Origin of the sequence: Streptococcus mitis, from assembly GCF_005144795.1 — a bacterium.
GTDB lineage: Bacteria > Bacillota > Bacilli > Lactobacillales > Streptococcaceae > Streptococcus > Streptococcus mitis_BB.
Window position 1 is genome coordinate 1 of record NZ_SWFJ01000009.1, and the last position, 25,957, is coordinate 25,957.

The window sequence follows — 25,957 nt, forward strand, 5'->3', positions numbered from 1 at the left end:
GTTTGAGTTCTCACTCATTTCTGTCACTGACAGATTTATTGTTTTTTCATTGTTCAGTACTACAACCTTAGTTGTAGTGCCCTGCACATTGGTTCGTCTTGTTCAGTTTTCAAAGGTCTTTGTCACTTGCTTCTCTCAAGTGACAACTATATTAGTATATCACAGCTGCTTTTTCTTGTCAACACTTTTTTGAAACTTTTTTAAAACTTTTTTTCAATCAGTATTTCATCCGCAACATACCATAGTCCGTACGGGATTCGAACCCGTGTTACCGCCGTGAAAAGGCGGTGTCTTAACCCCTTGACCAACGGACCAGAGTTATTTTCAACTCTTACTATTATACCCATTTTTCTAACTTTGTCAACTACTTTTTTTATCTTTTTCAAATTAATTAAAAAGAGCCAGAATTGTACTGGCCCTTCTATTGCTCTTTAAACTTAGAAGCACGTTCTTCTCCCCACCAATAGGGTATTAATTCTGCGACTTTCACTGTCTTTCTTGTATCATAGTCCATCATGAATTCTGCATCTTTATTTTCAGCATTAAGCTCTAAAAGGAATTCTCTGCAAGCGCCACAAGGCATACCCGAACTTCCACCATAAGGTGGTTTGTCTCGAAAGGCTAATACTTTCTTAACCTTAGTTTGTCCCGAGAATTGATACATATTGAAGAGGGCAGCCCGTTCTGCACAGAGATGGAACACACCACAGGTTCCCTCCATACAGAATCCTGTAAATATTTGTCCATCTTCTGCTGCTACTGCGGCAACGACATGATTAGCATAAACAAAATCAGATACTTCATGTGGATTATACAATTTCTGTGCTTCTTCGTACATCTTTTCCCAGATGTCCATTATTACATCCTTCTTATTTAGAGATTTCTTTTAACATATTTTCGATATGCTGAATTGATTTTTTACGTCCAAGCAAGAAAATTGTATCTGGTAATTCTGGTCCATGCATTTCACCTGAAACTGCGATACGAATAGGCATGAAAAGATTTTTCCCTTTAATACCTGTTTCTTTTTGAACAGCTTTGATTTGCGGGAAAATATTTTCTGTCACAAATTCATCATCTGTCATCGCTTCAAGTTTTGCTTTGAAGGCTTCAAGAACTGTTGGGACTGTTTCACCCGCCATGACTTCGCGCTCTGCTTCTGTCAATTCTGGGAAATCTGAGAAGAAAAGATCTGTCAATGGAATAATTTCATCTACTGATTTCATTTGTGGTTTATAGAGCTCAACTAGTTTTTCAGCTTTGTCAGTCAAACGTCCTGCTTCCTCTAAGAATGGTTTTGCCATTTCAAAGATAGTTTCTAGATCTGCATTCTTGATATAGTCATTGCTCATCCAGTCTAGTTTTTTCTGGTCAAAGGCTGCTGGAGACTTGCTGAGGCGGTTTTCATCGAAAAGTTTAATGAGTTCTTCACGAGAGAAGATTTCATCTTCGCCACCTGGGTTCCAACCAAGAAGAGCAATAAAGTTAAAGACTGCTTCTGAAAGGTAACCTTTCTTTCGGTAATCTTCGATAAATTGAAGTGTATTAGTATCACGTTTAGATAACTTCTTACCAGTCTCAGAGTTGATAATCAAGGTCATGTGACCAAACTCTGGAGCTTCCCAACCAAGGGCTTCATAGACCATAAGCTGTTTTGGTGTATTAGCAATGTGGTCATCTCCACGGATAACATGAGAGATTTGCATATCGTGGTCATCGATAACAACGGCAAAGTTGTAAGTTGGGTAACCATCTTTCTTTTGGATAACCCAGTCACCACCGATATTGCCACCTTCAAATTCGATATCGCCTTTAACCATATCATGCCACTTATAGATACCTGACTCATTGACAGCCAAGCGCACAGTTGGGATAATGCCTGCTGCTTCACGTTCTGAGATGTAAGCCGCTTTTTCCTCTTGACTCATACCAAGGTATTCGTTGATATATCGAGGCGTTTCACCAGCTGCTTCTTGGCGTTCGCGTTCAGTTGCTAATTCTTCTTCTGTAACGTAAGATTTGTAGGCCTTTCCTTCAGCTAATAATTGGTCGATGTATTTTTGATACAAGTCCAAACGCTCAGATTGGCGGTAATTTTCATGTGTTTCTGGGCTTTCATCCCAATCCATACCTAACCAACGAAGGTTTTCAAGCTGTGAACGTTCCCCATCCTCGACATGACGTTTACGGTCAGTATCTTCGATACGAATGATAAATGTTCCACCATGATGGCGTGCATACAAATAGTTAAACAATGCTGTACGGGCATTCCCGATGTGTAGTAGTCCTGTTGGACTTGGTGCGTAACGTACGCGGATATCTTTTGACATAGTTTCTCCTATAAAGTCTCTAGGCATCTGCCTTTTTGCTCTCTATATTATATCACAAGTCTTGGCTGAGTCCAATTTCTATGAATAAAGAGAGTAAAAAGAGTGGGCAAACCACTCTTTTCTTCTATTATTATAGACGTGCGTTAAGTTCTTTGCTTAATTCTTCAAATCCTGGTTTTCCAAGAAGGGCGAACATATTACGTTTGTAAGCTTCAACACCTGGTTGGTCAAATGGGTTGATAGCATTCAAGTAACCTGAAAGGGCGATAGCCAATTCGAAGAAGTAGATAGTGTAACCAAGAGTGAAGGCATCTTGCTCTGGAAGGGTCACGTACATGTTTGGTACGTCACCATCTGTGTGGGCAAGAAGAACACCATCAGTCGCTTTTTTATTTACAAAGTCAACGTCTTTTCCTTGAAGGTAACCAAGTCCATCAAGGTCTTCTTCTAAGCTAGGGATAATCACGTTTTTACGAGGTTTATCAACACGGACAACTGTTTCAAACATGATACGAGTTCCTTCTTGGATAAATTGACCAAGTGAGTGCAAGTCAGTTGAGAAGTTGGCTGAAGTTGGGTAGATACCTTTTTGGTCTTTCCCTTCTGATTCACCAGCCAATTGTTTCCACCATTCTGAGAAGTATTGAAGTGATGGCTCATAGTTTACCAAGATCTCAGTTGCATAGCCTTTACGGTAAAGAATGTTACGAACTGCTGCGTATTGGTAAGCTTCGTTTTCAGAGATTTTGTCTGAAGTGTAGTCTTTGCGAGCTGCATTCGCGCCTTCCATAAGGGCTTTGATGTCAGCTCCTGATGCTGCGATTGGAAGCAAACCAACAGCTGTTAATACAGAGAAGCGTCCACCGATGTCATCTGGAACAACAAATGTTTCCCAACCGTTAGCATCTGCTTCAACCTTAACAGCACCTTTTTGTCGGTCAGTTGTTGCATAGATACGTTTGTTGGCTTCTTCTTGACCGTATTTCTTAACCAAAAGTTCTTTGAAGACACGGAAAGCGATAGCTGGTTCAGTTGTTGTACCTGATTTAGAAATCACGTTTACTGAGAAGTCTTTGTCTGCAACATACTCCACCAAGTCAGCAAGGTAAGTAGATGAGATTGAGTTTCCTGCGTAAAGGATTTGTGGAGCTTTGCGTTCTTCTTTTGTTTGCAAGTTTGCAAAGTGGTGATTCAAGAAGTCGATTGCTGCTTTAGCACCAAGGTAAGATCCACCGATACCAATAACAACTAAAACATCACTGTCTGACTTGATTTGCTCAGCAGCTTTCAAGATGCGGTCAAATTCTTCGCGGTCATAGTTTTCAGGAAGATCCAACCATCCTAGGAAGTCGCTACCAGCACCAGTTCCTTTACGAATCATTTCGTCAGCAGCTGTAACTTGTGCTTGCATGTATTCCACTTCATGTGGTGCAACAAATTTGTCTAAAACTTTTGAATAATCAAATTTAATATGTGACATGTTATTCCTCCAATATTTCTTCTTTTCTATCATAACGCTTGCCTTCGTTTTTTTCAAGTTTTTTTGTCGAATTTCTCCAATTTTTATCAGAATTCAAACGTTTGCGTAAAAATCCCATATTCAAAAAATTGAAAAAATAAAAGAAAGAACGACTAGATACACCAGTCGTTACAGTTCATTCAATAAATACTCAAATAATTCTAAATTGCCATCTTCTTCATTAACCAGAAACTCTGGATGCCACTGCAAACCGATAATGTGGTGCTCATCTATAGACTCAATCGCTTCGATGGTTTGGTCTCTTGGATCAATAGCAGTTACACGGAAATTAGGTGCCAAATCTTTAATACTTTGACGATGGACCGAGTTAACCTGACTTTCTTTTCCAAACAGCTTGGCCACCACGCTTCCTTCTACTGTCTCAATAGAGTGAGATGTTCCGAAAGGTAGTCCTTGCCAGTGACCTTCAATTTCTTGATTGAGGGTTCCGCCAAAGGCAACATTGACAAGTTGGACACCGCGACAGATTGCCATAATTGGTTTATTCTGACGGAGCGCTTCTTTCAAGAGAGCCAGTTCAAACTCATCACGTACTAGGTTGTAATCATCACTCTCGATGGTCTTTTTCTCTCCATAAAACTGAGGATGGACATTTTGACCGCCTGTCAAGATAAGTTTATCTATCATTTCTACATAATCGCGTACAACTGACTCATCACCAACAGGAATAACTAAAGGGAGACCACCGACTTGACGAATACTCTCTGCGAATCTACAAGATACAGATGAATGAATGTTTTTGCCCTCTGCATCTACGGGACATAGATTTGCAGCAACTCCTACAACCGTTCTAGTCATGATGTCTCTCCTTTCGAATGTTAATACTCTTCGAAAATCTCTTCAAACCACGTCAGCGTCGCCTTATCGTATATATGTTACTGACTTCGTCAGTTCTATCTACAACCTCAAAGCAGTGCTTTGAGCAACCTACGGCTAGCTTCCTAGTTTGCTCTTTGATTTTCATTGAGTATAACGATAGTCCTATCTTATCACTCAAAACGTCTTTCGTCTAATATGTTTTTTTTAAGGTCGTGATAAATATTTTTTATGGATAAGAAAAAACTGCCCGCATAGGACAACTTTTTTCTTACTCAAAGACAAATTGATTGTAATAGAGTTCTGAGTAGAATCCACCTAGTTTTAAGAGTTCATGGTGATTACCACGTTCAATGACTTCTCCATCTTTGAGGACAATAATCTGGTCTGCATTGAGGATGGTCTTCAAACGATGGGCAATGACAAAACTGGTTCTGCCTGCTACAACCGCCTCCATGGCATGCTGAATCTTGCTTTCTGTCACCGTATCTACGTTTGAAGTTGCTTCATCGAGAATGAGAACTTCTGGATCTGTCATCAGGGTTCGAGCGATAGAAATCAATTGTTTCTGCCCTGTCGAGAAGATGCTCTGGTCATCATCTATAAGAGTATCGTATTTGTTAGGTAAGCTTTCGATATAGTCGTGAATGTGGGTTGCCTTGGCTGCTACCTCAACCATTTCTTGACTAGCATCTGGTACACCGAAACGGATATTGTCTCGAATCGTTCCGCTAAATAGGACCGAATCTTGCAAAACAATTCCCACCTTGCTTCTAAGACTATCTAAATCATAGTCACGAATGTCTTTGCCGTCAAAATAAATACCACCAGCATCAACATCATAAAAGCGATTGATAAGATTCATAATAGTCGTTTTCCCTGAACCTGTCGGACCAACAACCGCGGTCATCCGGCCTTTCGGAGCGGAAATGCTGACATCTTTCAAAATAGGTTTATCAGGCAAGTATGAAAAATCAATATGACTAATTTCAACACCTTCTTGTAACTTAGTGAAGATTGGAGCCTTTTCAGGTCGGATTTCTTCCTCTGCGTCAAACATTTCCTGAATCCGTTCAGCCCCCGTAAAGGCCAACTGAAGACTTCCCCAACTAGCCGCAACTTGGATAATAGGCTGATAGTACTGCTGTGAAAATTGGGCAAACATAACAATCAGACCTAGGGCTGTACTTGTTTCAATAGACTTATCATTCAAAAGTACAGCTGAACCAGCAAAGATAACGATGGCTGTGTTGACCAGACTCATCCCATTCATGACAGGGAAAAGAATTCCTGAGAACATTCTTCCTTTAAAGGTTGCCTTGCGCACGCGCTCATTTTGTTCAAGAAATCCTGCCATCATATCCTCTTGAATTCCTTGCACAATCACGGCTTTTTGGCCTGAGATACTCTCATCCATATAGGCGTTGAGCTTCCCTACCTCTTTCTGCTGGAGGTTGGTGTATTTGCGTGCCATTTTTACGATGAAAATCAACATAAGGAAGGCCACTGGTGTGCTGGCAATGGTGATGAGGGCCAGCGTCACATTTCTCGAAAACATGACAAGAATCAGACCAATGTATAAAACAATATTGCTCATGACCTGAACCAGACTTTCATTAAAGGCTTGGAGGATATTATCCAAATCACTGGTAAAACGAGACAGGATATCGCCATCTTGTCGACGGTCAAAAAAAGAAACCGTCAATCGGGCAAGCTTCCCAAAGAGGCCTTTTCGCATTTCGTTGGTCGACTCTGCAATCACGCGCGTCATGAGACACATGTATATCACACTGGAGATAAACAGAACCAAAACTAGCAGACCAAGATTGACCATGATTCCTGATAGACTTTGCCAGACAAGTTCTGGATTGCCATCTTGATAAGCTTGAACTAAATTAGCTAACTGCGTCACCGCTTGTCCAGAAAAGACCGGAAAGAGGGCTTGGGCAAGAGTTGATAGAACCAGCATCAAGATAACAACCACAAATGAGAACTTGTAGACCTTAAAATAATTCCAAAAAAATTGAACTGTCTTCATTTTACTCCTCCTTTCCCTTCTGTGTTTCGTAGATTTCACGGTAAACGGCATTGTTGGCAACCAAGTCTGCATGCGTACCTTGACCAATCAATCGTCCTTGATCTAGAACCAAAATTTTATCTGCATGGACAACCGAGCTAATCTTTTGCGCGATGATAATGGTTGTTGTTCCCTTCAAGTCCTTATTCAAGGCTTCTTGGACCAAGCGCTCTGACTTGGCATCCAAGGCTGAGGTCGAATCGTCAAAAATCAGAATACGCGGATTGCTGACAATCCCACGAGCAATCGACATCCTTTGCTTTTGCCCACCAGAGAAATTGGTCCCCCGTTCTTCAACTGGACTTTCAAAGCTTTTCTCCATACGATGAATGAATTCGCTAGCCTGAGCAATGTTGGCTGCACGCTCCATTTCAAATAGAGTAGCATCTCCCTTACCCTGTCTCAAGTTATCTGCAATCGTTCCACTAAAGAGAATGGCACGTTGGAGAACGATAGAGACAGCTTTACGCAGGGTTCCTTCACTCACTTCACGAATATCCTTACCTCCAATTTTGATAGCCCCTTCCTGTGGGTCAAAGAGACGTGGAATCAATTGAGCCAAGGTTGACTTTCCTGCACCAGTCGCTCCAACGACACCAACCATTTGACCAGGTTCAATAGTAAAGCTCACATCTTTCAGCATCGGTTCCTTGTCCATTGGATAGGTAAAGGTCACATTTTCAAAGCTAAGACTTCCGACCAACTCTTCATCCGGGACATCCTTAAAGGTCATGGCCGGCTCTGCGTCCAGAATTTCTCGAATACGACGCATGGAAATCATAGCACGACTGACAGAATTTCCTAAAAATCCAACCATAACAATAGTAAAGATAATCTGGCTTAGGTAATTAACAAAGGAAGCAATGGAGCCAACAACTGACGGATCCGACTGAACCATCCCCGCAACCAGCCAAATAGAGAGAAAAACCGCCCCATAACCAACTAGCATCATAAAAGGTTCTACTACTGAAAAGGCATAGCCGATGTAAAGATTTTGACCGAGAAGATCGTCTGAGACTTCCGTAAACTTCGCAAACTGCTCTTTTTCTTGGACAAAGGACTTGACCACGCGAACGCCACGCAGATTTTCCTTGGCAATGGCATTGATGCGCTCAAGAAGGGTTTGAAACTTGGCAAAACGAGGCCCCATCATTCCCATCATGACAGCAGTCAAACCAAAAATCAAGACTACCATGAGAACAATCACCCACCACAGAGAAGGTAAGGTTTGAACCGCCAGGATAAACGAACCGATGAACAAGAGTGGAAGTCTAAAAAGAATTTGGAAGGTCATCATGACGACGTTCTGAATCTGGTTGATATCATTTGTCATACGAACGACTAGATTTCCCGCATTAAATTGTTCAATATTGGCATAAGAAAAGGTTTGGATTTTACGGAATGCATCCTCTCGAAGGTCGGATGAAACTCCTTGGGCAATATAGGCTGCAAGGATAACATTGAGCCCACCAGCAACCAGACCGACCACGGCCATGCCAATCAACCAAGCTCCGATACTATAAATAGCTTCATATTTCCCAGCAAGGAGGGCGTCTAACACTTCCTGCAGGTAACGCGGTTGCAGAAGTGAACTAGCAACCATCAAGCCTGTCATCAGAAGCGAAGCTAAGGCCTGCCACTTGTAGGTTTTGATTTTCTGAATCAGCATACTTTCTCCTTAAAAAATAGACAAAAGGGAGCGACAATACGTCAGCTCCTTCTCATTCTGTTTGTGTGATGTTATTCTAGCAAAAAAGTGGGAACTTGTCAAAGAAGTCTCCTTGATACAAATTAGTGCGCTTTCATCTACAGTAATGCATGATAAAGGTTTTTTGATAAAGGTTTTTATGGTAAAATAGTAAAAAGAAGGTTATAAAGGAGGGGAATATGGAAAAACAAACCATCGCCGTCTTGGGGCCTGGTTCTTGGGGAACTGCCCTTTCACAAGTCTTAAATGACAATGGACACGAGGTACGTATTTGGGGAAATCTTCCCGAGCAAATCAATGAAATTAATACCTATCATACTAATAAGCACTACTTTAAAGATGTCGTTCTAGACGAAAATATCATTGCCTACACCGACTTAGCAGAGGCATTAAAAGATGTGGATGCGATTTTGTTTGTTGTCCCAACAAAAGTGACACGACTTGTTGCTCAGCAAGTTGCACAAACCTTGGACCATAAGGCGATCATCATGCACGCATCAAAGGGATTAGAGCCTGATAGCCATAAACGATTATCAACCATCCTTGAAGAAGAAATTCCTGAACATCTCCGCAGTGATATTGTCGTTGTTTCAGGTCCTAGTCATGCAGAAGAGACCATTGTGCGTGACCTAACTTTAATCACTGCTGCTTCAAAAGATTTACAAACAGCTCAATACGTTCAGGAGCTTTTTAGCAATCACTACTTCCGACTTTATACCAACACGGATGTTATCGGGGTCGAAACCGCTGGTGCTCTCAAAAATATTATTGCTGTCGGTGCCGGAGCTTTACATGGTTTGGGATTTGGTGACAATGCCAAGGCAGCCATCATCGCTCGAGGCTTGGCAGAAATTACCCGCCTAGGGGTAGCACTCGGGGCCAATCCATTGACCTATAGTGGCTTATCTGGTGTGGGAGATTTGATCGTAACTGGAACCTCTATCCACTCTCGTAACTGGAGAGCCGGAGATGCTCTTGGTCGTGGAGAATCCCTAGCTGATATCGAAGCCAACATGGGCATGGTGATTGAAGGAATTTCAACGACTCGAGCAGCCTATGAACTAGCACAAGAACTTGGAGTCTATATGCCAATTACACAGGCCATTTACCAAGTTATCTACCACGGAACCAATATCAAAGATGCCATTTATGACATCATGAACAATGAATTTAAAGCAGAAAATGAGTGGTCTTAACCCTCTAAAGAAAGGATTCTTATGACATCAAAAGTTAGAAAGGCAGTCATCCCTGCCGCTGGACTCGGGACTCGATTTTTACCAGCAACCAAAGCACTTGCTAAAGAAATGTTGCCAATTGTAGACAAACCAACTATCCAATTTATCGTAGAAGAAGCTCTTAAATCAGGTATTGAAGATATTCTGGTTGTTACTGGTAAATCAAAACGTTCTATTGAAGACCACTTTGACTCAAACTTTGAGCTTGAGTACAACCTCAAAGAAAAATGCAAACATGACTTGCTAAAATTGGTAGACGAAACAACTGGCATTCGCCTTCACTTTATCCGTCAAAGCCATCCTCGTGGTCTTGGAGATGCTGTCTTACAAGCCAAAGCTTTTGTAGGGAATGAGCCCTTTGTTGTCATGCTGGGTGACGACCTAATGGATATCACAGATGACAACGCTGTACCTTTGACAAAACAATTGATGAATGATTACGAGTCGACTCACGCATCAACAATTGCTGTTATGCCTGTCCCTCATGAAGAAGTTTCAGCATATGGAGTTATAGCTCCTCAGGGTGAAGGGATTAATGGTCTCTACAGTGTCGAAACTTTCGTTGAAAAACCAGCTCCAGAAGATGCTCCAAGTGATTTGGCAATCATCGGACGCTATCTGCTCACACCAGAAATTTTTGAAATCCTCGAAAATCAAGCTCCCGGTGCTGGAAATGAGATCCAGCTTACCGACGCTATTGATACGCTTAATAAAACACAACGTGTTTTCGCCCGCGAATTTACAGGAGCTCGTTACGACGTTGGCGATAAGTTTGGCTTTATGAAAACATCTATTGACTATGCCCTCAAGCACCCACAAGTCAAAGATGACTTGAAAGATTACCTCATCCAACTGGGAAAAGAATTGGCTGAGGGGGAATAGAATTAGTTTCCAGTTAATAAATTAAGTCTCCAGCAAGTTGACTCTGGAGACTTAATTATTTTACAAATTTACATACAATTTAAAGATTTATGAGATATGTCTCTAAATCTACCAACTCAACTTCGGTCCTTAATGATGGATTACAGATTTTCAATCAAAAATCGATTTGAAGTTTTAATGATATTTGCTATTTTGGGGACGTCTAAATCATCTGTATACAGAAAATGTTTTTCCTTCTCCTTATTTTTAGCTAGAAACTCACTTCTTGCTTGTATTGATAAGTTGCCCACTCTTTCAATTTCTTTTCGAGAGTCATCCCTATCTTTCAAGGTTTTTTCTTCGGCCATTAAGACACAATATTTTAGACCAATTTGTTTTTCTTTTAAGAAAGAAGCAATTTTCTTCAGTTGGTATTCAAAAATGACATACTCTATTACGACAGAGATGCCTCGAGTTATAAAATTATTGGTCAAGCTGATGATATTGTCCCAAAACAAATCCATGTAATAGCCCTCATCTTCCCAGGGAGCCACTATGCCACCTTTAATCATTAAGTAAATCAAATCCCCCTCTATAACTGCACTTTTATCAAAAGAATAAGCTAACTCTTTACTAACAGTACTTTTCCCAACGCCTGGGGGGCCTGAAATAATGTAAACACAATTTTCCAACTTTATACCTCTTTTATTCTAATAATTCTTCAATCAATTTCTAATATTATAACATTTTCTATTTTTAAAATATATAATAAGACTGATACAACACTATATTCTAGAAACTTACGATACAAAAGAAATAAAAAAGCACACCATTCTCAATTTTCTGCAAAAAAACTTATTTACAAATGACTTCTTCGCGATAGAATGGGCGCTCACTTTCTCAAATCATCTACATACAAAGCCTTATTTTAACTTGCTGTATTGTTTCGAATGGTTCCAAATCACATTAAAAGCTACTCATTTTTAAGTAGCTTTTTTCTTATTCAAGTTTACATATTAGTCGTCACAACCCCATTCCCTTGTAGAAAAGCAGAACTGCGAGTCCTACGAATAACACTACTGCTACCAGTCTCTGACTAGCGCTATACATCCGTTTCTCTCCTCTAACTGGAAAGATAACTGCTAGAAATGCTCCACCGACTGCACCTCCGATATGACCTGCTAGACTGATTCCTGGAATCAGAACACTTCCAATAATATTAACCACAAAAAGTGTCAGATAAGATTGACCCAACTGCTGAATATAAGAATTGCGGGTTGCATAGCGAAGAACAATAATTGCAGCAAATAGCCCATAGAGAGAAGTAGAAGCTCCTGCTGCTAAGGATTTGGGACTAAATACAAAAACAAAAAGATTGCCCATCATTCCAGATAAAAGATAGAGAAAGAAAAACTGCTTGGATCCGAAAATTTCCTCTACTTGCCTACCAAGATAATAGAGAGAAAGTATATTGACAATGAAATGCTCCCACCCAATATGAACAAAAATGGCAGAGAAGAGACGCCAAACTTGCTCGGGAAAGAGACGAATGGCAGGGCCATACATGGCTCCAAATCGAAATAGGGTATCTGCCCTGTCAAAGTTTCCGCCTGCAGTGACCAGCATTAGTAGAAACACCAAGGCCGTTACCAAAAGGAAGAAACTCGTCACAGGGTAACGTCTATCAAAGATTTCCTTCATCAATCAGAACCTCCTGAACAGGAATATCATGGTTTTCAGGGATAAAGTCCTGAACTTGATAATGATAAACCGTACTCAAAGTATGACCAGAAAAATGTTCCAGATAGCGGTCATAATAACCTCCGCCGTAGCCAATCCGATAGCCTTCCGTCGTAAAAGCCAAGCCAGGAACATGAATCAAATCAATCTGAGAGGCATCCACAACTTCCAAATTTCCCTGTGGTTCCAGTAAGCCAAAGGAAGTTTTGACCAGTTGTTGCGGATTATAGACTACAAAATCCATGCGCCCCTTGGGATAAGTTTTGGGTATCAGAACCTTCTTGCCGTCCTTCAGCGCCTGCTCAATCAGTTCCTGCGTTTGAAACTCATGAGGAAAAGAGAGGTAGGTTGCGATGACCTTGGCTTCTTGGTAAAAGGGGTGTTGTAAAAGTTGCTCGGTTAAAGCTTGGTCTATAAACTGTTTTTGCTGTCGAGGTAAAGCCTTCATTTCATGCAAGACTTGCTTGCGTAATTCCGATTTCATAGACAATCCCTCTACTCTGCTGCCTTCTTTTTCAGGAAACTAGAAACCGCATCCACACCAATGGCTAAGGCTTCTTCCTTAGGATTCATCTGAGGGTGATGAAGGGCGTAGGGACTATCAATACCTAGCCAGAACATAACGCCATCAACTTTTGAAAGGAGATAACCAAAGTCTTCACCTGTCATAGCAGGTTCGATATCAATCAACTCGATTCCGTCTTTCTCTTCAAAAAAGTCCATTAGTTCACGCGCCAAGGCTGGATGGTTCTCAACAGGCAGGTACCCCCCTTGTTTGAGTTCCACTTCGACTTCCATATCAAAGGCAGCTGCAACTCCTTCTGCAACTGTTTTGACCCTTTTTTGCACCAAGAGACTCATGTCCTGTGTCAAGGCCCGAATAGTTCCATGCAAAAAGGCTGTATCTGTGATAACATTGTTGGTTGTTCCAGCTTGGAAAAGACCAAAGGTCACCACTGCTCCCTCGATTGGGTTGACATTGCGGCTAACCACTGACTGTACTTGAGTTACAAAGTAACTAGCCGCCACCAAGGCATCATTAGCTTCATGAGGAAAGGCCGCGTGTCCTCCTTTGCCTTTGAAACGGATCTTCACCTCGCAAGTCCCTGCAAAGAGTGTATGAGTATTGGTCGCAATCTGACCAACCTTCAAATCTGGTCGAACATGAAGACCATAAAACTGGTCTGGCAACCAGTCTCCAAAAGCCCCATCCTCATACATGAGCATGCCACCAGCTTCATTTTCTTCAGCAGGTTGAAACAGAAAGAGCAGATTGTTCTTTGGTTGCTCCTTAAGGGCTCGCTCAAGACAGCCCAAAGCAATAGTCATGTGGAAATCATGGCCACAAGCGTGCATACGATCTTTGTGCTGAGAAGCGAAAGGAAGACCTGTTTGTTCGACGATAGGCAGGCCATCAATATCTGTTCTCCAACCAATGGTACGCTCTGGCTGACTTCCCTGCAAATAAACCAAAATCCCTGTCCGCCAAGTACGAACTTGAACAAAATCCTTGCCCGCAGTCAATTTCTCAATCACATCTAGCAGATAAGCCTGAGTCTTGAACTCCTCCAAGCCAATCTCTGGAATCTGGTGCAAATCTCGTCTAGTCTGAATCAAATCTAACATCTATCTATCCTCCGATATAGCAGAAAGAGGCTGGAAGAAGGGTTCCGCCTCTTTATTACTTTTACAATTATAAGGTACGAAGCGCATCCTCTAGCGCTGTTTTTTGTTGGGTTTGGGCATCAATCTCTTTGATGATACGAGCTGGAACACCTGCTACCACCACGTTTTCTGGGACATCTTGGGTAACAATAGCTCCTGCTGCGACAACTGAACCACTACCGATTTGGACCCCTTCGATAACCACTGCGTTGGCACCGATAAGAACATTGTCTCCAACACGGACTGGTTCTGCGCTAGCTGGCTCAATCACACCTGCCAAAACTGCACCTGCACCAACATGGCTGTTTTTCCCAACGATAGCACGGCCACCAAGGATAGCTCCCATATCAATCATAGTTCCTGCACCAATTTCAGCACCGATATTGATAACCGCTCCCATCATGATAACAGCATTGTCACCAATTTCAACTTGGTCACGGATAATAGCACCCGGCTCAATACGAGCATTGATAGCACGTTTATCTAGCAAAGGAACTGCGGAATTACGAGCATCTTGCTCAACAACATAGTCTTGATTTTCTACCAAACCATCGAGAAGCGGAGCCACGTCCTTCCAGTCTCCGAATAGAACATTTCCTAGTTTAACAACAGAGCTAGGTACAGCAGTTGCGAGTTGTCCCTCAAAGGTTACTTTCACACTGGTTTTCTTTTCGGCATTGGCGATAAATTGGATAATTTCTTGAGCGTTCATTTTTGTAGCAGTCATAGGCGCCTCCTAGTTCATTATAATGATACCTATTCTACCAAAAAAGGCCTCAAATTTGAAGCCTCAACTATTAAAATAACCCTCTTTAATTTCTCCCCTTAGCTTCTTCGACAGACAAGAAAATCATAGGAACAATAATCAACACCATAGACAAAGCTAGAAATCCATCCATAACTAGACCAAGAAAGAGAACGCTCAGTAAAGCTGAAGAAAGGGGTTCACTAGCACTCACCACTGATACAACCAAAGGAGATACAAGGGATACCGCCTTCATCGAAATAAAGAAAGCAAATGCAGTCCCGAATACAGCTATCGTTAAGCAAATCAACACACTCACAATATCTAACCGAAAAGTAACACGATAGACTGGATGGAGTAGGTTACTAAATAATCCCGCTATAATCATCCCCCAACCAACTGTCGGTATAAAGCCATATCGCTTGGCAAAAGATTGTGGCAAGATAACATTAAACATGACTCCAACTGCACTGAGCAAGCCAGTTATCAAAGCCAAGGGAGTCATAGACAGCTGCGATAAATCTCCTCTAGTAGCCATTAAAAACACACCCAGCATGGCAATCAAAACATATAGGATAGCACTAAGAGACGCCTTCTTTTTGTAAACCATTCGATTGTAAAATAGGATAAAAACTGGACTGATAAATTGTAAAATAGTCGCAGTTGTCGCATTTGAGTACTCAACGCATAGATAAAAGAAAAACTGCACAGAAAAAATCCCCAAAATAGCATAGGCTAAAAAGGGCAGGTAATTTTTCTTATCTCGCCAAATATCGACTAACTTCCTACGTAACTGAAAGGCTGATAGGATCAAAACAAGACTTCCTGCTACCAGTAAACGCATAGAAGTAATCCAGCCCGAAGATACTTTATAATGAGTAAAGAAATACTCTCCTAAAATCCCGCAAATCCCCCAGATTAAACCTGATAATAGTGAATAGATTGTCCCCTTAACAATCTTTTTCTGATATTGATTCATATATTTATTTTAACATGAAAATGAAAAAGAAAAAAGTAGCAAGGATAGAACATTTTTATCCTTGCTACTACTCTATATTATCGATTAGACCTAGAAGTTCCTGTTGATGATCTTGTTCCAGAGTTATTATTTACATTTGGTAATGTCAAACTAGGGAGATTTCCTAGAATACTCTTCCAAGCATTCTGATAGTCTGCATCGCTACCCCCAATCGCAAATCTGTAAGTAGTGACTGGTGCTCCTTCTTTTGTAGCCCAGTAACTTGTTACTGTAGACCCTGAAATATCAACTTCCTTTCCATTGATTGAGACCTTGCCCGGCTTTTGCCCTGTTGATTTTAGCACCTGTGATTTTGTGACACTAGAATCAAGATTAAAGCGCTCATTTCCCCAAATACCTGGTTCAGCTTGTTGAATAGCATTGACCAAATGAGCCATATAATTGGCATTTCGGTAGTGACCTGCACCTTTAGCAAGTGGTCGATTATCATCATGACCTAACCAACCTCCTAGAGTCAATCTAGGTGTCGAAAGCATGAGCCACATGTTCTCGTCTTCATTCGTTGTCCCCGTTTTTCCAATCCAATCTGCACTTGCTAGACTAGGATTAATAGACGATAAGTCTGACTGGAAACTAGAAGTAATACGAGATGAAATGACATCACGGAGTAAACTCTGCATAATAGTCGCTGTTGCCTTAGAATAAACCTGAACAGGTTGAGATTTATATTCATAAATCACTCGGCCATCAGGAGACTCTATCTTAGCAATCATGTGTTTCTGTTGATAAACACCATTGTTAGCTATGGTCTGATAACCGTTGGTATGCTGGGCAACTGTGACCTCAATTCCTCCACCCATAGGTAAACTTTCAATACCATATTCTGGAATTTCATAACCCATTTTTTCCATGTAGCCTTTCACATCAACACCCTTCTCTCGAAGCGTGCGGTAGGTCCAATAGGCCGGTATATTCCATGAATAATTAAGAGCTTCTCCAAGAGTCATCATAGCCGTACCAGGACTATTGACATACATAATCGGATTCCCGTTAGAGAAATTTGTCGGATAGTTGGACAAGATGCTTGCACTCCCCATCAGCCCCTGATCAATAGCGATACCATAGGCCAAGAGAGGTTTGGTTGTGGAAGCAGGAGATCGTTTGGTATCGATGGCGTGATTATTCTGATTTTCTTGATAATTTCGACCACCAACAAACCCAAGGATAGCTCCTGTTTTGTTATCCATCAAAACATTTCCCACTTCAGGCTGTCCTGTCGAGTCATCCACTAGTCGGCCATAACTAGCAACAGCATTCTGCATGGCTGTGTGGATATTTTTATTTATAGTTGTGGTAACTTTATACCCGCCATTTTCAATTTCTTTAGTTGCTAAATCACGATAAGCTTTCTGAATAGATTCATTTTTCAATTCTTGACTAGAAATATTATCTTGCTGAATCAAATAGTCATACATCCTATCTACAGCTTCGGCTAGAGTCGCAAAGTAAAGATAACCACGAGAAGCAGTACTCACACTACCAGATGGTAGGAAATCTTTTTTAAAATCATAATCCTTATATTGTTGATAATCTTCCTGGCTTAATGCACCTGTGCGATACATATTGTACAGCACGTCCTTGGCACGCTTGATTCCCAAAGCCATATCCTCATCACTCTTCATACTGCCGTCAGATTCATAAGGAGAATAACTAATAGGACTCTGGGGCAAACCTGCGATAAACGCAGCTTGTGGTACGCTCAATTTACTTGCTTCTACACCGAAAATTCCTTCTGCTGCTTGCTGGGCACCTGCAATGTTTTGCCCTTTATTATTTCTACCAAAAGGAGCGATATTGAGATAGGCTGTTAGAATCTCATCTTTCCCCATCACTCTTTCTAAAGCAAGTGCATCGACAATCTCTGTTGCCTTACGAGCCAATGTCGGAGCGTCTCCAACAACCTGCTGTTTGATGACCTGCTGCGTTAAGGTCGAACCTCCACTGGACGACCCCAGACCAACAAATGTTCCCAGAGTCGCACGAATAACAGCCTTAGGTACAACTCCATGGTGTTCGTTAAAATGTTCATCCTCTGTCGCAATGATAGCCCTCTTCAAGTTATCAGAGATAGCATCTGAGCCGACAGAAGTACGTAGCAAATCCCCCTCAATCGAAGCGATTGTACTACCGTCAGAATAAGTGATTTCTGATATGGAAGCAATATTCTTAACTTGCTTCAACAACTCCTCTGTTTGAGGGACCTTAGCCTTGTCAAACAAAGCAACTCCATAACCAATAGCTACACCAGCTCCAAAAAGCCCACCGATAAAACCTAGGATAAAAAGAGTATTAAAGGCTACTTTAATACCTCTCAAAATTTTCGCAAAAATAGATCCGACTCCAATCGGATGATTTACTGAACTAGACTTTTTATGTTTCTTACCCTCTTGTTTTTTCCTCAGGGTACCTTGTTGAAAAATGTTCAACATTTTTGTTTTTAATTCACTGATTCTTTCTTTCATGAATATCCTCGCTCTTTCTATTATACCATAAAAGGTAAACTTTCAATAAAATAGCCACTTTCTTCCCTATTCTACTAGGCTATTGCCCAAGTTTGTGATACAATAGGTAGAAACAATATTTTATAAAGGAGAAAAGACATATGCACATTTTTGATGAGCTAAAAGAGCGTGGTTTGATTTTTCAAACGACTGATGAAGAAGCTTTGCGTAAAGCCCTAGAAGAAGGTCAAGTTTCTTATTATACTGGCTATGATCCAACTGCTGACAGTCTTCACCTAGGCCACCTTGTCGCAATCTTGACAAGTCGTCGCTTACAGCTAGCAGGTCACAAACCTTATGCGCTCGTTGGCGGTGCTACAGGTCTCATCGGAGATCCGTCCTTCAAAGATGCTGAACGTAGTCTCCAAACAAAAGACACAGTAAATGGCTGGGTCAAGTCTATCCAAGGACAACTTTCTCGTTTTCTTGACTTTGAAAATGGCGAAAATAAAGCTGTCATGGTCAACAACTACGACTGGTTTGGCAGCATCAGCTTCATTGACTTCCTCCGTGATATCGGAAAATACTTCACGGTCAACTACATGATGAGTAAGGAATCTGTTAAAAAACGGATCGAAACAGGGATTTCTTACACTGAGTTTGCCTACCAAATCATGCAAGGGTACGACTTCTACGTCCTTAACCAAGATCACAACGTAACGCTACAAATCGGTGGTTCTGACCAGTGGGGAAATATGACAGCTGGTACAGAATTGCTTCGCCGTAAGGCTGACAAGACTGGCCACGTTATCACTGTTCCATTGATTACAGACGCAACTGGTAAGAAATTTGGTAAATCAGAAGGAAACGCAGTCTGGCTCAATCCTGAAAAGACTTCTCCATACGAAATGTACCAATTCTGGATGAACGTTATGGATGCAGACGCTGTTCGCTTCTTGAAGATCTTTACTTTCTTGTCACTTGAAGAGATTGAAGATATCCGTAAACAGTTTGAAGCGGCTCCACACGAACGCTTGGCTCAAAAAGTATTAGCTCGTGAAGTTGTTACACTTGTTCACGGCGAAGAAGCCTACAAAGAAGCCCTCAACATCACTGAGCAACTCTTTGCAGGAAACATCAAAAACCTTTCTGTTAAAGAACTCAAACAAGGACTTCGTGGAGTGCCAAACTACCAAGTTCAAGCAGACGAAAACCACAATATCGTGGAACTTCTCGTGTCTTCTGGTGTGGTGAACTCAAAACGTCAAGCCCGTGAAGATGTCCAAAACGGAGCTATCTACGTCAACGGCGACCGCATCCAAGACCTTGACTATGTCTTGAGTGACGCAGATAAGCTTGAAAACGAACTGACTGTTATCCGTCGTGGTAAGAAAAAATACTTTGTATTGACTTACTAAACTATTCAACATTTACTTATAAACAAAGGAGTTAACCTCGATAAAGGTAACTCCTTTTTGCTGTTAATAGTCCCCACCTATCCCTTAATAGACAGGCTACGCAGGACTATACGTAAGGTTGTTAGATTATGTAAGATAGAGAGGTTTGAAGGACTGAGCCAATTAAACAAGCCAAAGCCAATCAAACTACTATTTACGACAACGGTATCTTGAATATTCTTCTTGATGAGTGTTTGCAAAGATGATGATAGCCAATCCAACTCTTGGAAGAAATCCAAGCGATTATCTAACAATAAGATATCACTCATCTGCTTAGAAATATCTGCACTCTCATTCATCACCACACCGATATCTGATAGGGTTAGAGCAGCTGAGTCATTCAACCCATCTCCAACCATCAAAATGGTGTGACCTGCTTTCTGCAGTTTCTCTACTAACTCAAACTTCCCATCAGGTTTCAAGTCTGTATAGACCTGATCAAAGGGCAAATCTTTGACTAATTCCTCTGTCCTAACCAGGGTGTCCCCTGTTGCCAGAATCAATTTTTTCCCTTGAGTCTTAAGTTTCTCCAAGGCTGCTTTTGCTTCTTTTCTCAAAGGGGTATGGATGCAGAACATTCCAATCAATTCATTCTGATAAGCCAAGAATAAGAGATTGTAGTGACTCTTGTACTCTTCAATTAAAGCATTTTGTTCCGAACTGATATGAATCTGCTCATCCTGCATCAAGACATAATTCCCAATAAGAACTGGTTGGCCATCAATATGGGACTTAATTCCCTTGCTTGCAATATATTGAAGTTTCCCATGCATTTCCTCATGTTCAATTCCCTCTATCTCAGCTTGCTTGACAATGGCATTAGCAATAGGATGATAGATGTGTTCCTCAAGACAGGCACTGATTCTGAGAATATCTTCCTCACTATAGTCCCCAAAAGGTAACACCTTTTCAACTATAGGATAACTAGTTGTGATTGTTCCCGTCTTATCAAACAAGAAAGTATCAACTTCCAGGTATTTCTCCAGAACATCTCCATCCTTAATCACCATTTCACGATTCAACCCCTCCTTGATAGCTGTTAAATAAGCTACAGGAGTAGAGATTTTCAAAGCGCAGGAGAAATCGACCAATAGGAAAGAAATAGCCTTAGAAAAAGAACCTGTTAATAGGTAAGTCAGACCAGCCCCCAAGAAATTATATTTGACGACCTTATCCGCCATCTTGATGAAATAGCGTTGTTTCGTTTTCTTATTTTCTTCAGATTTCTTCATCAACTCAATCAGCTGTAAAATACGGCTGTTCATCTGATTATCGGTTACACGAATGCGCAACTCTCCAGTTTCTAATACTGTATTTGCACAAACCAAATCAGACTCTCTTTTTTCAACTGGAAAACTCTCTCCCGTCAAGGAACTTTCGTTGACCATACCTAAACCTGAAACTACTTGTCCATCAAACAGAATTTCATTTCCTTGAGATAGGACCAAGACATCTCCTATTTGAACATCGGAACTCTTGATACTAACGACCGTATCCCCCTGTACTAGAAATACATCGCTCTCTTTTGCAAGAAGGCTTTGTTCTAAATCTGTTGCAGTTTTTTTCAAGGACCACTGATCTAAATGATTCCCCAAATCAAGCATAAACATGATATTGCTAGCTGTCTTGGATTGGTTCATAAACAAGGACAATAAAATCGCCGAACAGTCCAAGACCTCCATCGTTAGTTCCTTACGCGCTAGTGTTTGATAGGCTTCTCTAATATAGCCAAAAGCCTGATAACAAGTCCATATATAGCGAATAGGATACGGCACAAAACTACGAAAAAGTATACGCTTAATCGCTGCACCTGAAACAATAGAATAAGCACTCTCTTCTCTACGAATGGGAAGAGTCATCAACTCAGAAACTCTCCCTTTATCAATTCTTTTTAAAAAGGCTTCTGCATTATCTAATACAGAAAAGCCTTCTTTTATACGTAGAGTAAAGTGCTGTTGATCCATGTAAAACTGGATAGACTCAATCCCCTTTTCATCTCTCGCCAAGGAACGAAGATAGTCTTGAATATCCAAGGTGAGTGAAAAAGAAGATGATAGTCGGATATGTTGGTATCCTCTATGTAGCACTTTAAAAGACATATTATTCTCCTATAAGGCTATCTAATTGCTCTTCTTTTTTCTCTTGCTCGTACAAATATTTGGCATCTTGCAAGACATCGTCTCCATGTTGTTTCACAACAGAAACAGATGCATCTAGCCCGTCTTTCAACTTGTAAGCCTTAGCCAAAGCTTTAGAATAACCTTTTTTAGCTTCCTTACTTGCTAAGATTTTCAAGCCAAGGGTACCAAATGCGACACCACCCAAAAAGAGTGATGATTTTTTCGCAACTTTTGCAACGGTTAATACTTCTTTTAACATACTTATTTCCTCCTTATCATTATTATATAGAAATTTAGATATAAAAGCAATTTTATTTTATAAATTGGAGAATTATACTCAATGAAAATCAAAGAGCAAACTAGGAAACTAGCCGCAGGCTGTACTTGAGTACGGCAAGGCGACGTTGACGTGGTTTGAATTTGATTTTCGAAGAGTATTAGTTTTATTTCTACTGAATCTCTCATCTACTTACTCCTAAAGTTGCTTTCACTTGCCTCTTTTGATACACTTAAACTATGAATACAAATCTCAAACCCAAACTTCAGCGCTTCGCTTCTGCGACTGCCTTTGCCTGTCCTATCTGCCAAGAAAATCTGACTCTGGTAGAGAGCAGTCTCAAATGTAACAATCGTCATTCTTTTGACCTGGCTAAATTTGGCTATGTCAATCTGGCACCTCAAATCAAACAATCTGCCAACTACGACAAGGAAAACTTTCAAAACCGCCAACAAATCCTAGAAGCCGGCTTTTATCAGGCTATTCTAGAGGTCGTTTCTGATTTACTTTCAAACTCAAAAAATGCCAAAACAATTTTAGATATCGGTTGTGGTGAAGGATTCTATTCTCGAAAACTCCAAGAAAGTCACCCTGAAAAAACCTTCTATGCCTTTGACATTTCAAAAGATTCCGTCCAAATCGCTGCCAAAAGCGAATCCAACTGGGCAGTCAATTGGTTCGTTGGCGACTTAGCTCGCCTTCCTATAAAAGACGCTAGCATGGATATCTTACTTGATATCTTTTCCCCTGCCAATTACGGAGAATTTCGTCGCGTTTTATCCAAAGACAGTATCTTGATAAAGGTTATTCCAACTAAAAATCACCTCAAGGAAATCCGTCAGAAGGTACAAGACCAGCTGACAAACAAGGATTATTCTAATCAAGATATTAAAAATCATTTCCAAGAACACTTTACCATCCTATCTAGTCAAACTGCCTCTCTGACTAAGAGTATCACAGCAGAGCAGCTCCAAGCCCTACTCAGCATGACGCCCCTTCTCTTTCATGTTGACCAGAGCAAGATTGACTGGAGCCAGCTGACAGAGATTACCATCGAAGCAGAAATTCTTGTTGGGAAAGCACTGTAATTGGCACATAAAAAGAAACCGCATTTCAAGAAGATATGCGGTTTTAAATTGCAATTTTTAAGCTATCTATCTGAAGAGAGTTGAAATTTAATAATTCTAAGCTCTAATCTTTATTTTCGATTCGAAATAACAAACTTATCAATGAATAGTAAATGATATAAGGCAAGTGTAATTCCAAATAAGCACCCATGATAAGAGATTTCTTGATGGGTAAGTGGAAAAAGAGTATCATTACCCATCAAGAGGCATGTCAAAATAACAAATACAATCCAAAATAAATCAGTCCATTTATATTTTGAAAAATATTTTTTCCACATAAAAACACCTTCTTTCCTACAATCATATTATAATACTTTATGTAAGCGAATACAAGAAAGATGAGGTAATCATCTACAAAGAAAGATGAGGTTGAAAGAGAGTGTTAAACCTTCAATTCGTCTATGATTTCTCTTCTTTTAAGACATGATTGACTCAAATCCACCTCATTCAAAAAAAGCGAATTTCAATCGAAATTCGCTTTTTACAAATCTTATTAGTATAAATTTGTATCTTAGTTCAAGTGCCAGATATCTTCGTTATACTGAGCGATTGTACGGTCAGATGAGAAGAATCCTGCTTTAGAAATGTTAACGATGACTTTATCCAACCATGCGTCACGGTCTTCGTAGTCAGCCAACATTTGCTCTTTGACTTTGATATAGTCTTCCAAGTCAAGGAGAGTCATGAACCAGTCTTTGTTGATCAATTCATTGTAAAGACGTTCCAAGCGTTCTTTGTTTCCAGCTGCAAGAACTGCATCGCTAACGATGAAGTCAACCAATGGTTTGATAGCTTGACGAGCGTAGAAGTCGCTTGATTTGTAAGCTGCTTTTGCGTAAAGGTCGATAACAGTTTCTGAATCTTCACCAAAGATGTAGATGTTTTCGTCTCCAACTAACTCAGCGATTTCCACGTTAGCACCGTCCATAGTACCAAGAGTCAAAGCTCCGTTCAACATGAATTTCATGTTACCAGTACCTGAAGCTTCTTTTGAAGCAAGTGAGATTTGTTCTGAGATATCACATGCTGGGATAAGGAAGCTTGCTGCAGTAACGTTGTAGTTTTCAACCATAACTACTTGCAAGTGTGGAGCTACTGCTGGATCGTTAGCAATAACTTCTGACATGCAAAGGATCAAGTGGATGATGTCTTGAGCGATTGTGTAGGCTGGAGCTGCTTTACCACCAAAGAAGATTGTGATTGGGCGAGCAGGGATGTTACCAGCTTTGATGTCAAGGTATTTGTGGATTACATACAAAGCGTTCATTTGTTGGCGTTTGTACTCGTGAAGACGTTTGATTTGGATATCAAAGATAGAGTTTGTATTGATTTCCACACCTTGGTGTTCTTTCAAGTGACGAGCCAATTTACGTTTGTTGTGAGCCTTGATACTTTCCAATTTTTCTTTGACAGCTGCTTTGTCTTCGTAAGACAAGAGTTTTTCAAGCTCATCTGCTTCATGGTGCCAACCTTCTCCAATAATCTCATCCAAGTAGTGAGAAAGTCTTGGGTTAGCATGCATGAGCCAACGACGGAAAGTAATACCGTTTGTTTTGTTGTTGAATTTTTCTGGGTAAAGGTCGTAGAAGGCTTTCAACTCAGAATTTTTCAAGATTTCAGTGTGGAGTGCCGCTACCCCGTTAACGCTGTATCCGTAGTGGATATCCATGTGAGCCATGTGAACACGTCCACTCTCATCGATAATTTGAACAGCTGGATCTTTGTATTCCGCTTTCACACGACGATCCAATTCTTCGATGATTGGTACCAAGTGAGGAACCACTTCTTGCAAGAATTCAAGAGGCCATTTTTCAAGGGCTTCAGCAAGGATTGTGTGGTTAGTGTAGGCAGTCATGCTACGAACGATTGAGATTGCTTCGTCAAGCTCGATACCACGTGCGGTCAAAAGACGAATCAATTCAGGGATAACCATTGATGGGTGAGTATCGTTGATTTGTACAACTGCGTAGTCAGCAAGGTCATGCAAGTTGCTTCCTTTTTCGATTGCTTCGTCGATGATCAATTGCGCACCATTTGAAACCATGAAGTATTGTTGGAAAATACGGAGCAATTCACCTTGACGGTCACTATCGTCTGGGTAAAGGAAGAGAGTCAAGTTGTGAGCGATGTCTGTCTTATCAAAGTTAATACCATCTTTAATGATAGAAGAATCAACTGAATCCAAGTCAAACAAACGCAAGCGGTTTTTAGTTGCTGTTTCATAACCAGTAACATCAATATCGTAAAGAGTTGATGTCAAAGTAAAGTCTGCAAATGGCACTTGGTAGCTACGGCTTGAGCGAACCAACCAGTTTTGCTCTGTCAACCATGCATTTGGAATTGTTTCTTGTTGGTTGTTTTTAAGAACTTGTTGGAAAAGGCCAAAGTGGTAGTTAAGACCAACACCGTCACCGTTCAAACCAAGAGTCGCAATTGAGTCGATAAAGCAGGCAGCCAAACGTCCCAAACCACCATTACCAAGAGATGGTTCCAATTCAACTTCTTCTACTTCGATTAGGTCTTTACCTGCAGCTGCAAGTTCTTTTTTAACATCGTCGTAAAGACCAAGGTTGATCAAGTTGTTTGACAAGAGTTTACCAATCAAGAACTCAGCTGAGATGTAGTAAACTTTCTTTTTACCAGTGTTAACTGGTTTTTTGCTGCTTGCAAGCTTGCTGTAGTTAAGAAGAGCAAGGTAAAGCTCTTCATTGCTACATTCTGCAATAGTTTTATTGTAACGATTTTGTACAAATTCTTGTAGTGATAACATGTTTAGGGT

General features: G+C 40.7%; 21 protein-coding genes and 1 tRNA gene. 4 read left to right on the forward strand and 18 right to left on the reverse strand.

What is annotated here, in order from left to right:
- Positions 1-242: 242 nt before the first annotated feature.
- From FBF73_RS07065 to patA, 7 genes are all read right to left on the reverse strand, one after another.
- Positions 243-314: transfer RNA gene (locus tag FBF73_RS07065), tRNA-Glu, on the reverse strand.
- A 107-nt stretch (positions 315-421) separates the two neighbouring features.
- Positions 422-856: a cytidine deaminase family protein gene (locus tag FBF73_RS07070; protein ID WP_136937353.1), complete on the reverse strand. Its 435-nt coding sequence runs from the start codon at positions 854-856 to the stop codon at positions 422-424.
- Between the two features lie 13 nt (positions 857-869).
- On the reverse strand, positions 870-2,330 hold the full coding sequence (gene gltX / locus FBF73_RS07075; RefSeq protein ID WP_136937354.1) for a glutamate--tRNA ligase: 1,461 nt from the start codon (positions 2,328-2,330) through the stop codon (positions 870-872).
- Positions 2,331-2,460: 130 nt separating this feature from the next.
- Positions 2,461-3,810, reverse strand: a complete 1,350-nt coding sequence (locus tag FBF73_RS07080) for a glucose-6-phosphate isomerase (protein WP_136937355.1) — start codon at positions 3,808-3,810, stop codon at positions 2,461-2,463.
- A gap of 168 nt (positions 3,811-3,978) precedes the next feature.
- Positions 3,979-4,668, reverse strand: coding sequence for a gamma-glutamyl-gamma-aminobutyrate hydrolase family protein (locus tag FBF73_RS07090; protein WP_136937356.1), 690 nt, complete (start codon positions 4,666-4,668; stop codon positions 3,979-3,981).
- A gap of 289 nt (positions 4,669-4,957) precedes the next feature.
- Positions 4,958-6,724 carry a multidrug efflux ABC transporter subunit PatB gene (gene patB, locus FBF73_RS07095; RefSeq protein WP_124788376.1) on the reverse strand — a complete coding sequence of 589 codons (1,767 nt, stop codon included), beginning with the start codon at positions 6,722-6,724 and terminating at the stop codon, positions 4,958-4,960.
- 1 nt (position 6,725) lies between these two features.
- A complete protein-coding gene (gene patA, locus FBF73_RS07100; RefSeq protein ID WP_136937357.1) occupies positions 6,726-8,432 on the reverse strand; it encodes a multidrug efflux ABC transporter subunit PatA in 1,707 nt (568 codons plus the stop codon).
- A gap of 218 nt (positions 8,433-8,650) precedes the next feature.
- Here patA and FBF73_RS07105 point away from each other — a divergent pair, with 218 nt between their 5' ends.
- Entirely contained in the window at positions 8,651-9,667 is a 1,017-nt protein-coding gene (locus tag FBF73_RS07105; protein ID WP_050253633.1) for an NAD(P)H-dependent glycerol-3-phosphate dehydrogenase, read from the forward strand.
- A 21-nt stretch (positions 9,668-9,688) separates the two neighbouring features.
- Positions 9,689-10,588, forward strand: a complete 900-nt coding sequence (galU, locus tag FBF73_RS07110) for a UTP--glucose-1-phosphate uridylyltransferase GalU (RefSeq protein WP_136937358.1) — start codon at positions 9,689-9,691, stop codon at positions 10,586-10,588.
- A gap of 140 nt (positions 10,589-10,728) precedes the next feature.
- On the opposite strand, the gene FBF73_RS07115 is transcribed toward galU, so the two are convergent.
- From FBF73_RS07115 to pbp1b, 7 genes are all read right to left on the reverse strand, one after another.
- Complete coding sequence (locus tag FBF73_RS07115; protein ID WP_042749927.1) at positions 10,729-11,259, reverse strand: ATPase AAA; 531 nt, start codon at positions 11,257-11,259, stop codon at positions 10,729-10,731.
- A gap of 331 nt (positions 11,260-11,590) precedes the next feature.
- A complete protein-coding gene (locus FBF73_RS07120; RefSeq protein ID WP_136937359.1) occupies positions 11,591-12,268 on the reverse strand; it encodes a rhomboid family intramembrane serine protease in 678 nt (225 codons plus the stop codon).
- Positions 12,252-12,791 (reverse strand): 5-formyltetrahydrofolate cyclo-ligase, encoded by a 540-nt coding sequence (locus tag FBF73_RS07125; RefSeq protein WP_136937360.1) that lies wholly within the window; start codon positions 12,789-12,791, stop codon positions 12,252-12,254. Before FBF73_RS07125 ends, FBF73_RS07120 begins: the two co-directional genes overlap by 17 nt.
- An 11-nt stretch (positions 12,792-12,802) precedes the next feature.
- Entirely contained in the window at positions 12,803-13,933 is a 1,131-nt protein-coding gene (locus tag FBF73_RS07130; RefSeq protein WP_136937361.1) for an N-acetyldiaminopimelate deacetylase, read from the reverse strand.
- Positions 13,934-14,000: 67 nt separating this feature from the next.
- Positions 14,001-14,699, reverse strand: coding sequence for a 2,3,4,5-tetrahydropyridine-2,6-dicarboxylate N-acetyltransferase (gene dapD, locus FBF73_RS07135; RefSeq protein WP_000127460.1), 699 nt, complete (start codon positions 14,697-14,699; stop codon positions 14,001-14,003).
- Between the two features lie 85 nt (positions 14,700-14,784).
- Positions 14,785-15,696: a DMT family transporter gene (locus FBF73_RS07140; protein WP_136937362.1), complete on the reverse strand. Its 912-nt coding sequence runs from the start codon at positions 15,694-15,696 to the stop codon at positions 14,785-14,787.
- A gap of 77 nt (positions 15,697-15,773) precedes the next feature.
- Positions 15,774-18,218, reverse strand: a complete 2,445-nt coding sequence (gene pbp1b, locus FBF73_RS07145) for a penicillin-binding protein PBP1B (protein ID WP_136937363.1) — start codon at positions 18,216-18,218, stop codon at positions 15,774-15,776.
- A gap of 140 nt (positions 18,219-18,358) precedes the next feature.
- Between pbp1b and tyrS the strand changes: the two genes are divergently transcribed.
- A complete protein-coding gene (tyrS, locus tag FBF73_RS07150; RefSeq protein ID WP_136937364.1) occupies positions 18,359-19,615 on the forward strand; it encodes a tyrosine--tRNA ligase in 1,257 nt (418 codons plus the stop codon).
- 77 nt (positions 19,616-19,692) lie between these two features.
- On the opposite strand, the gene FBF73_RS07155 is transcribed toward tyrS, so the two are convergent.
- Together FBF73_RS07155 and FBF73_RS07160 are read right to left on the reverse strand one after the other, a co-directional pair.
- Positions 19,693-21,753, reverse strand: a complete 2,061-nt coding sequence (locus tag FBF73_RS07155; protein ID WP_136937365.1) for a heavy metal translocating P-type ATPase — start codon at positions 21,751-21,753, stop codon at positions 19,693-19,695.
- A 1-nt stretch (position 21,754) separates the two neighbouring features.
- Complete coding sequence (locus FBF73_RS07160) at positions 21,755-22,033, reverse strand: DUF6110 family protein (protein ID WP_000910910.1); 279 nt, start codon at positions 22,031-22,033, stop codon at positions 21,755-21,757.
- Positions 22,034-22,290: 257 nt separating this feature from the next.
- Between FBF73_RS07160 and FBF73_RS07170 the strand changes: the two genes are divergently transcribed.
- A complete protein-coding gene (locus tag FBF73_RS07170) occupies positions 22,291-23,139 on the forward strand; it encodes a putative RNA methyltransferase (protein WP_136937366.1) in 849 nt (282 codons plus the stop codon).
- Positions 23,140-23,249: 110 nt separating this feature from the next.
- On the opposite strand, the gene FBF73_RS10135 is transcribed toward FBF73_RS07170, so the two are convergent.
- Together FBF73_RS10135 and glgP are read right to left on the reverse strand one after the other, a co-directional pair.
- On the reverse strand, positions 23,250-23,456 hold the full coding sequence (locus tag FBF73_RS10135; protein WP_136937367.1) for a hypothetical protein: 207 nt from the start codon (positions 23,454-23,456) through the stop codon (positions 23,250-23,252).
- A 233-nt stretch (positions 23,457-23,689) separates the two neighbouring features.
- Complete coding sequence (glgP, locus tag FBF73_RS07180) at positions 23,690-25,948, reverse strand: glycogen/starch/alpha-glucan family phosphorylase (protein WP_136937368.1); 2,259 nt, start codon at positions 25,946-25,948, stop codon at positions 23,690-23,692.
- Positions 25,949-25,957: the final 9 nt, after the last annotated feature.

Excerpts from the sequence above, each read along its gene's own strand:
- FBF73_RS07070 (WP_136937353.1), bottom strand. The coding sequence starts at position 856 with ATGGACATCTGGGAAAAGATGTACGAAGAAGCACAGAAATTGTATAAT.
- FBF73_RS07105 (WP_050253633.1), top strand. The coding sequence starts at position 8,651 with ATGGAAAAACAAACCATCGCCGTCTTGGGGCCTGGTTCTTGGGGAACT.
- galU (WP_136937358.1), top strand. The coding sequence starts at position 9,689 with ATGACATCAAAAGTTAGAAAGGCAGTCATCCCTGCCGCTGGACTCGGG.
- FBF73_RS10135 (WP_136937367.1), bottom strand. The coding sequence starts at position 23,456 with ATGTGGAAAAAATATTTTTCAAAATATAAATGGACTGATTTATTTTGG.
- FBF73_RS07130 (WP_136937361.1), bottom strand. The coding sequence starts at position 13,933 with ATGTTAGATTTGATTCAGACTAGACGAGATTTGCACCAGATTCCAGAG.
- gltX (WP_136937354.1), bottom strand. The coding sequence starts at position 2,330 with ATGTCAAAAGATATCCGCGTACGTTACGCACCAAGTCCAACAGGACTA.
- FBF73_RS07090 (WP_136937356.1), bottom strand. The coding sequence starts at position 4,668 with ATGACTAGAACGGTTGTAGGAGTTGCTGCAAATCTATGTCCCGTAGAT.
- pbp1b (WP_136937363.1), bottom strand. The coding sequence starts at position 18,218 with ATGAAAGAAAGAATCAGTGAATTAAAAACAAAAATGTTGAACATTTTT.
- tyrS (WP_136937364.1), top strand. The coding sequence starts at position 18,359 with ATGCACATTTTTGATGAGCTAAAAGAGCGTGGTTTGATTTTTCAAACG.
- FBF73_RS07125 (WP_136937360.1), bottom strand. The coding sequence starts at position 12,791 with ATGAAATCGGAATTACGCAAGCAAGTCTTGCATGAAATGAAGGCTTTA.
- patA (WP_136937357.1), bottom strand. The coding sequence starts at position 8,432 with ATGCTGATTCAGAAAATCAAAACCTACAAGTGGCAGGCCTTAGCTTCG.
- FBF73_RS07155 (WP_136937365.1), bottom strand. The coding sequence starts at position 21,753 with ATGTCTTTTAAAGTGCTACATAGAGGATACCAACATATCCGACTATCA.
- dapD (WP_000127460.1), bottom strand. The coding sequence starts at position 14,699 with ATGACTGCTACAAAAATGAACGCTCAAGAAATTATCCAATTTATCGCC.
- FBF73_RS07160 (WP_000910910.1), bottom strand. The coding sequence starts at position 22,033 with ATGTTAAAAGAAGTATTAACCGTTGCAAAAGTTGCGAAAAAATCATCA.
- FBF73_RS07140 (WP_136937362.1), bottom strand. The coding sequence starts at position 15,696 with ATGAATCAATATCAGAAAAAGATTGTTAAGGGGACAATCTATTCACTA.
- FBF73_RS07080 (WP_136937355.1), bottom strand. The coding sequence starts at position 3,810 with ATGTCACATATTAAATTTGATTATTCAAAAGTTTTAGACAAATTTGTT.
- FBF73_RS07120 (WP_136937359.1), bottom strand. The coding sequence starts at position 12,268 with ATGAAGGAAATCTTTGATAGACGTTACCCTGTGACGAGTTTCTTCCTT.
- glgP (WP_136937368.1), bottom strand. The coding sequence starts at position 25,948 with ATGTTATCACTACAAGAATTTGTACAAAATCGTTACAATAAAACTATT.
- FBF73_RS07170 (WP_136937366.1), top strand. The coding sequence starts at position 22,291 with ATGAATACAAATCTCAAACCCAAACTTCAGCGCTTCGCTTCTGCGACT.
- patB (WP_124788376.1), bottom strand. The coding sequence starts at position 6,724 with ATGAAGACAGTTCAATTTTTTTGGAATTATTTTAAGGTCTACAAGTTC.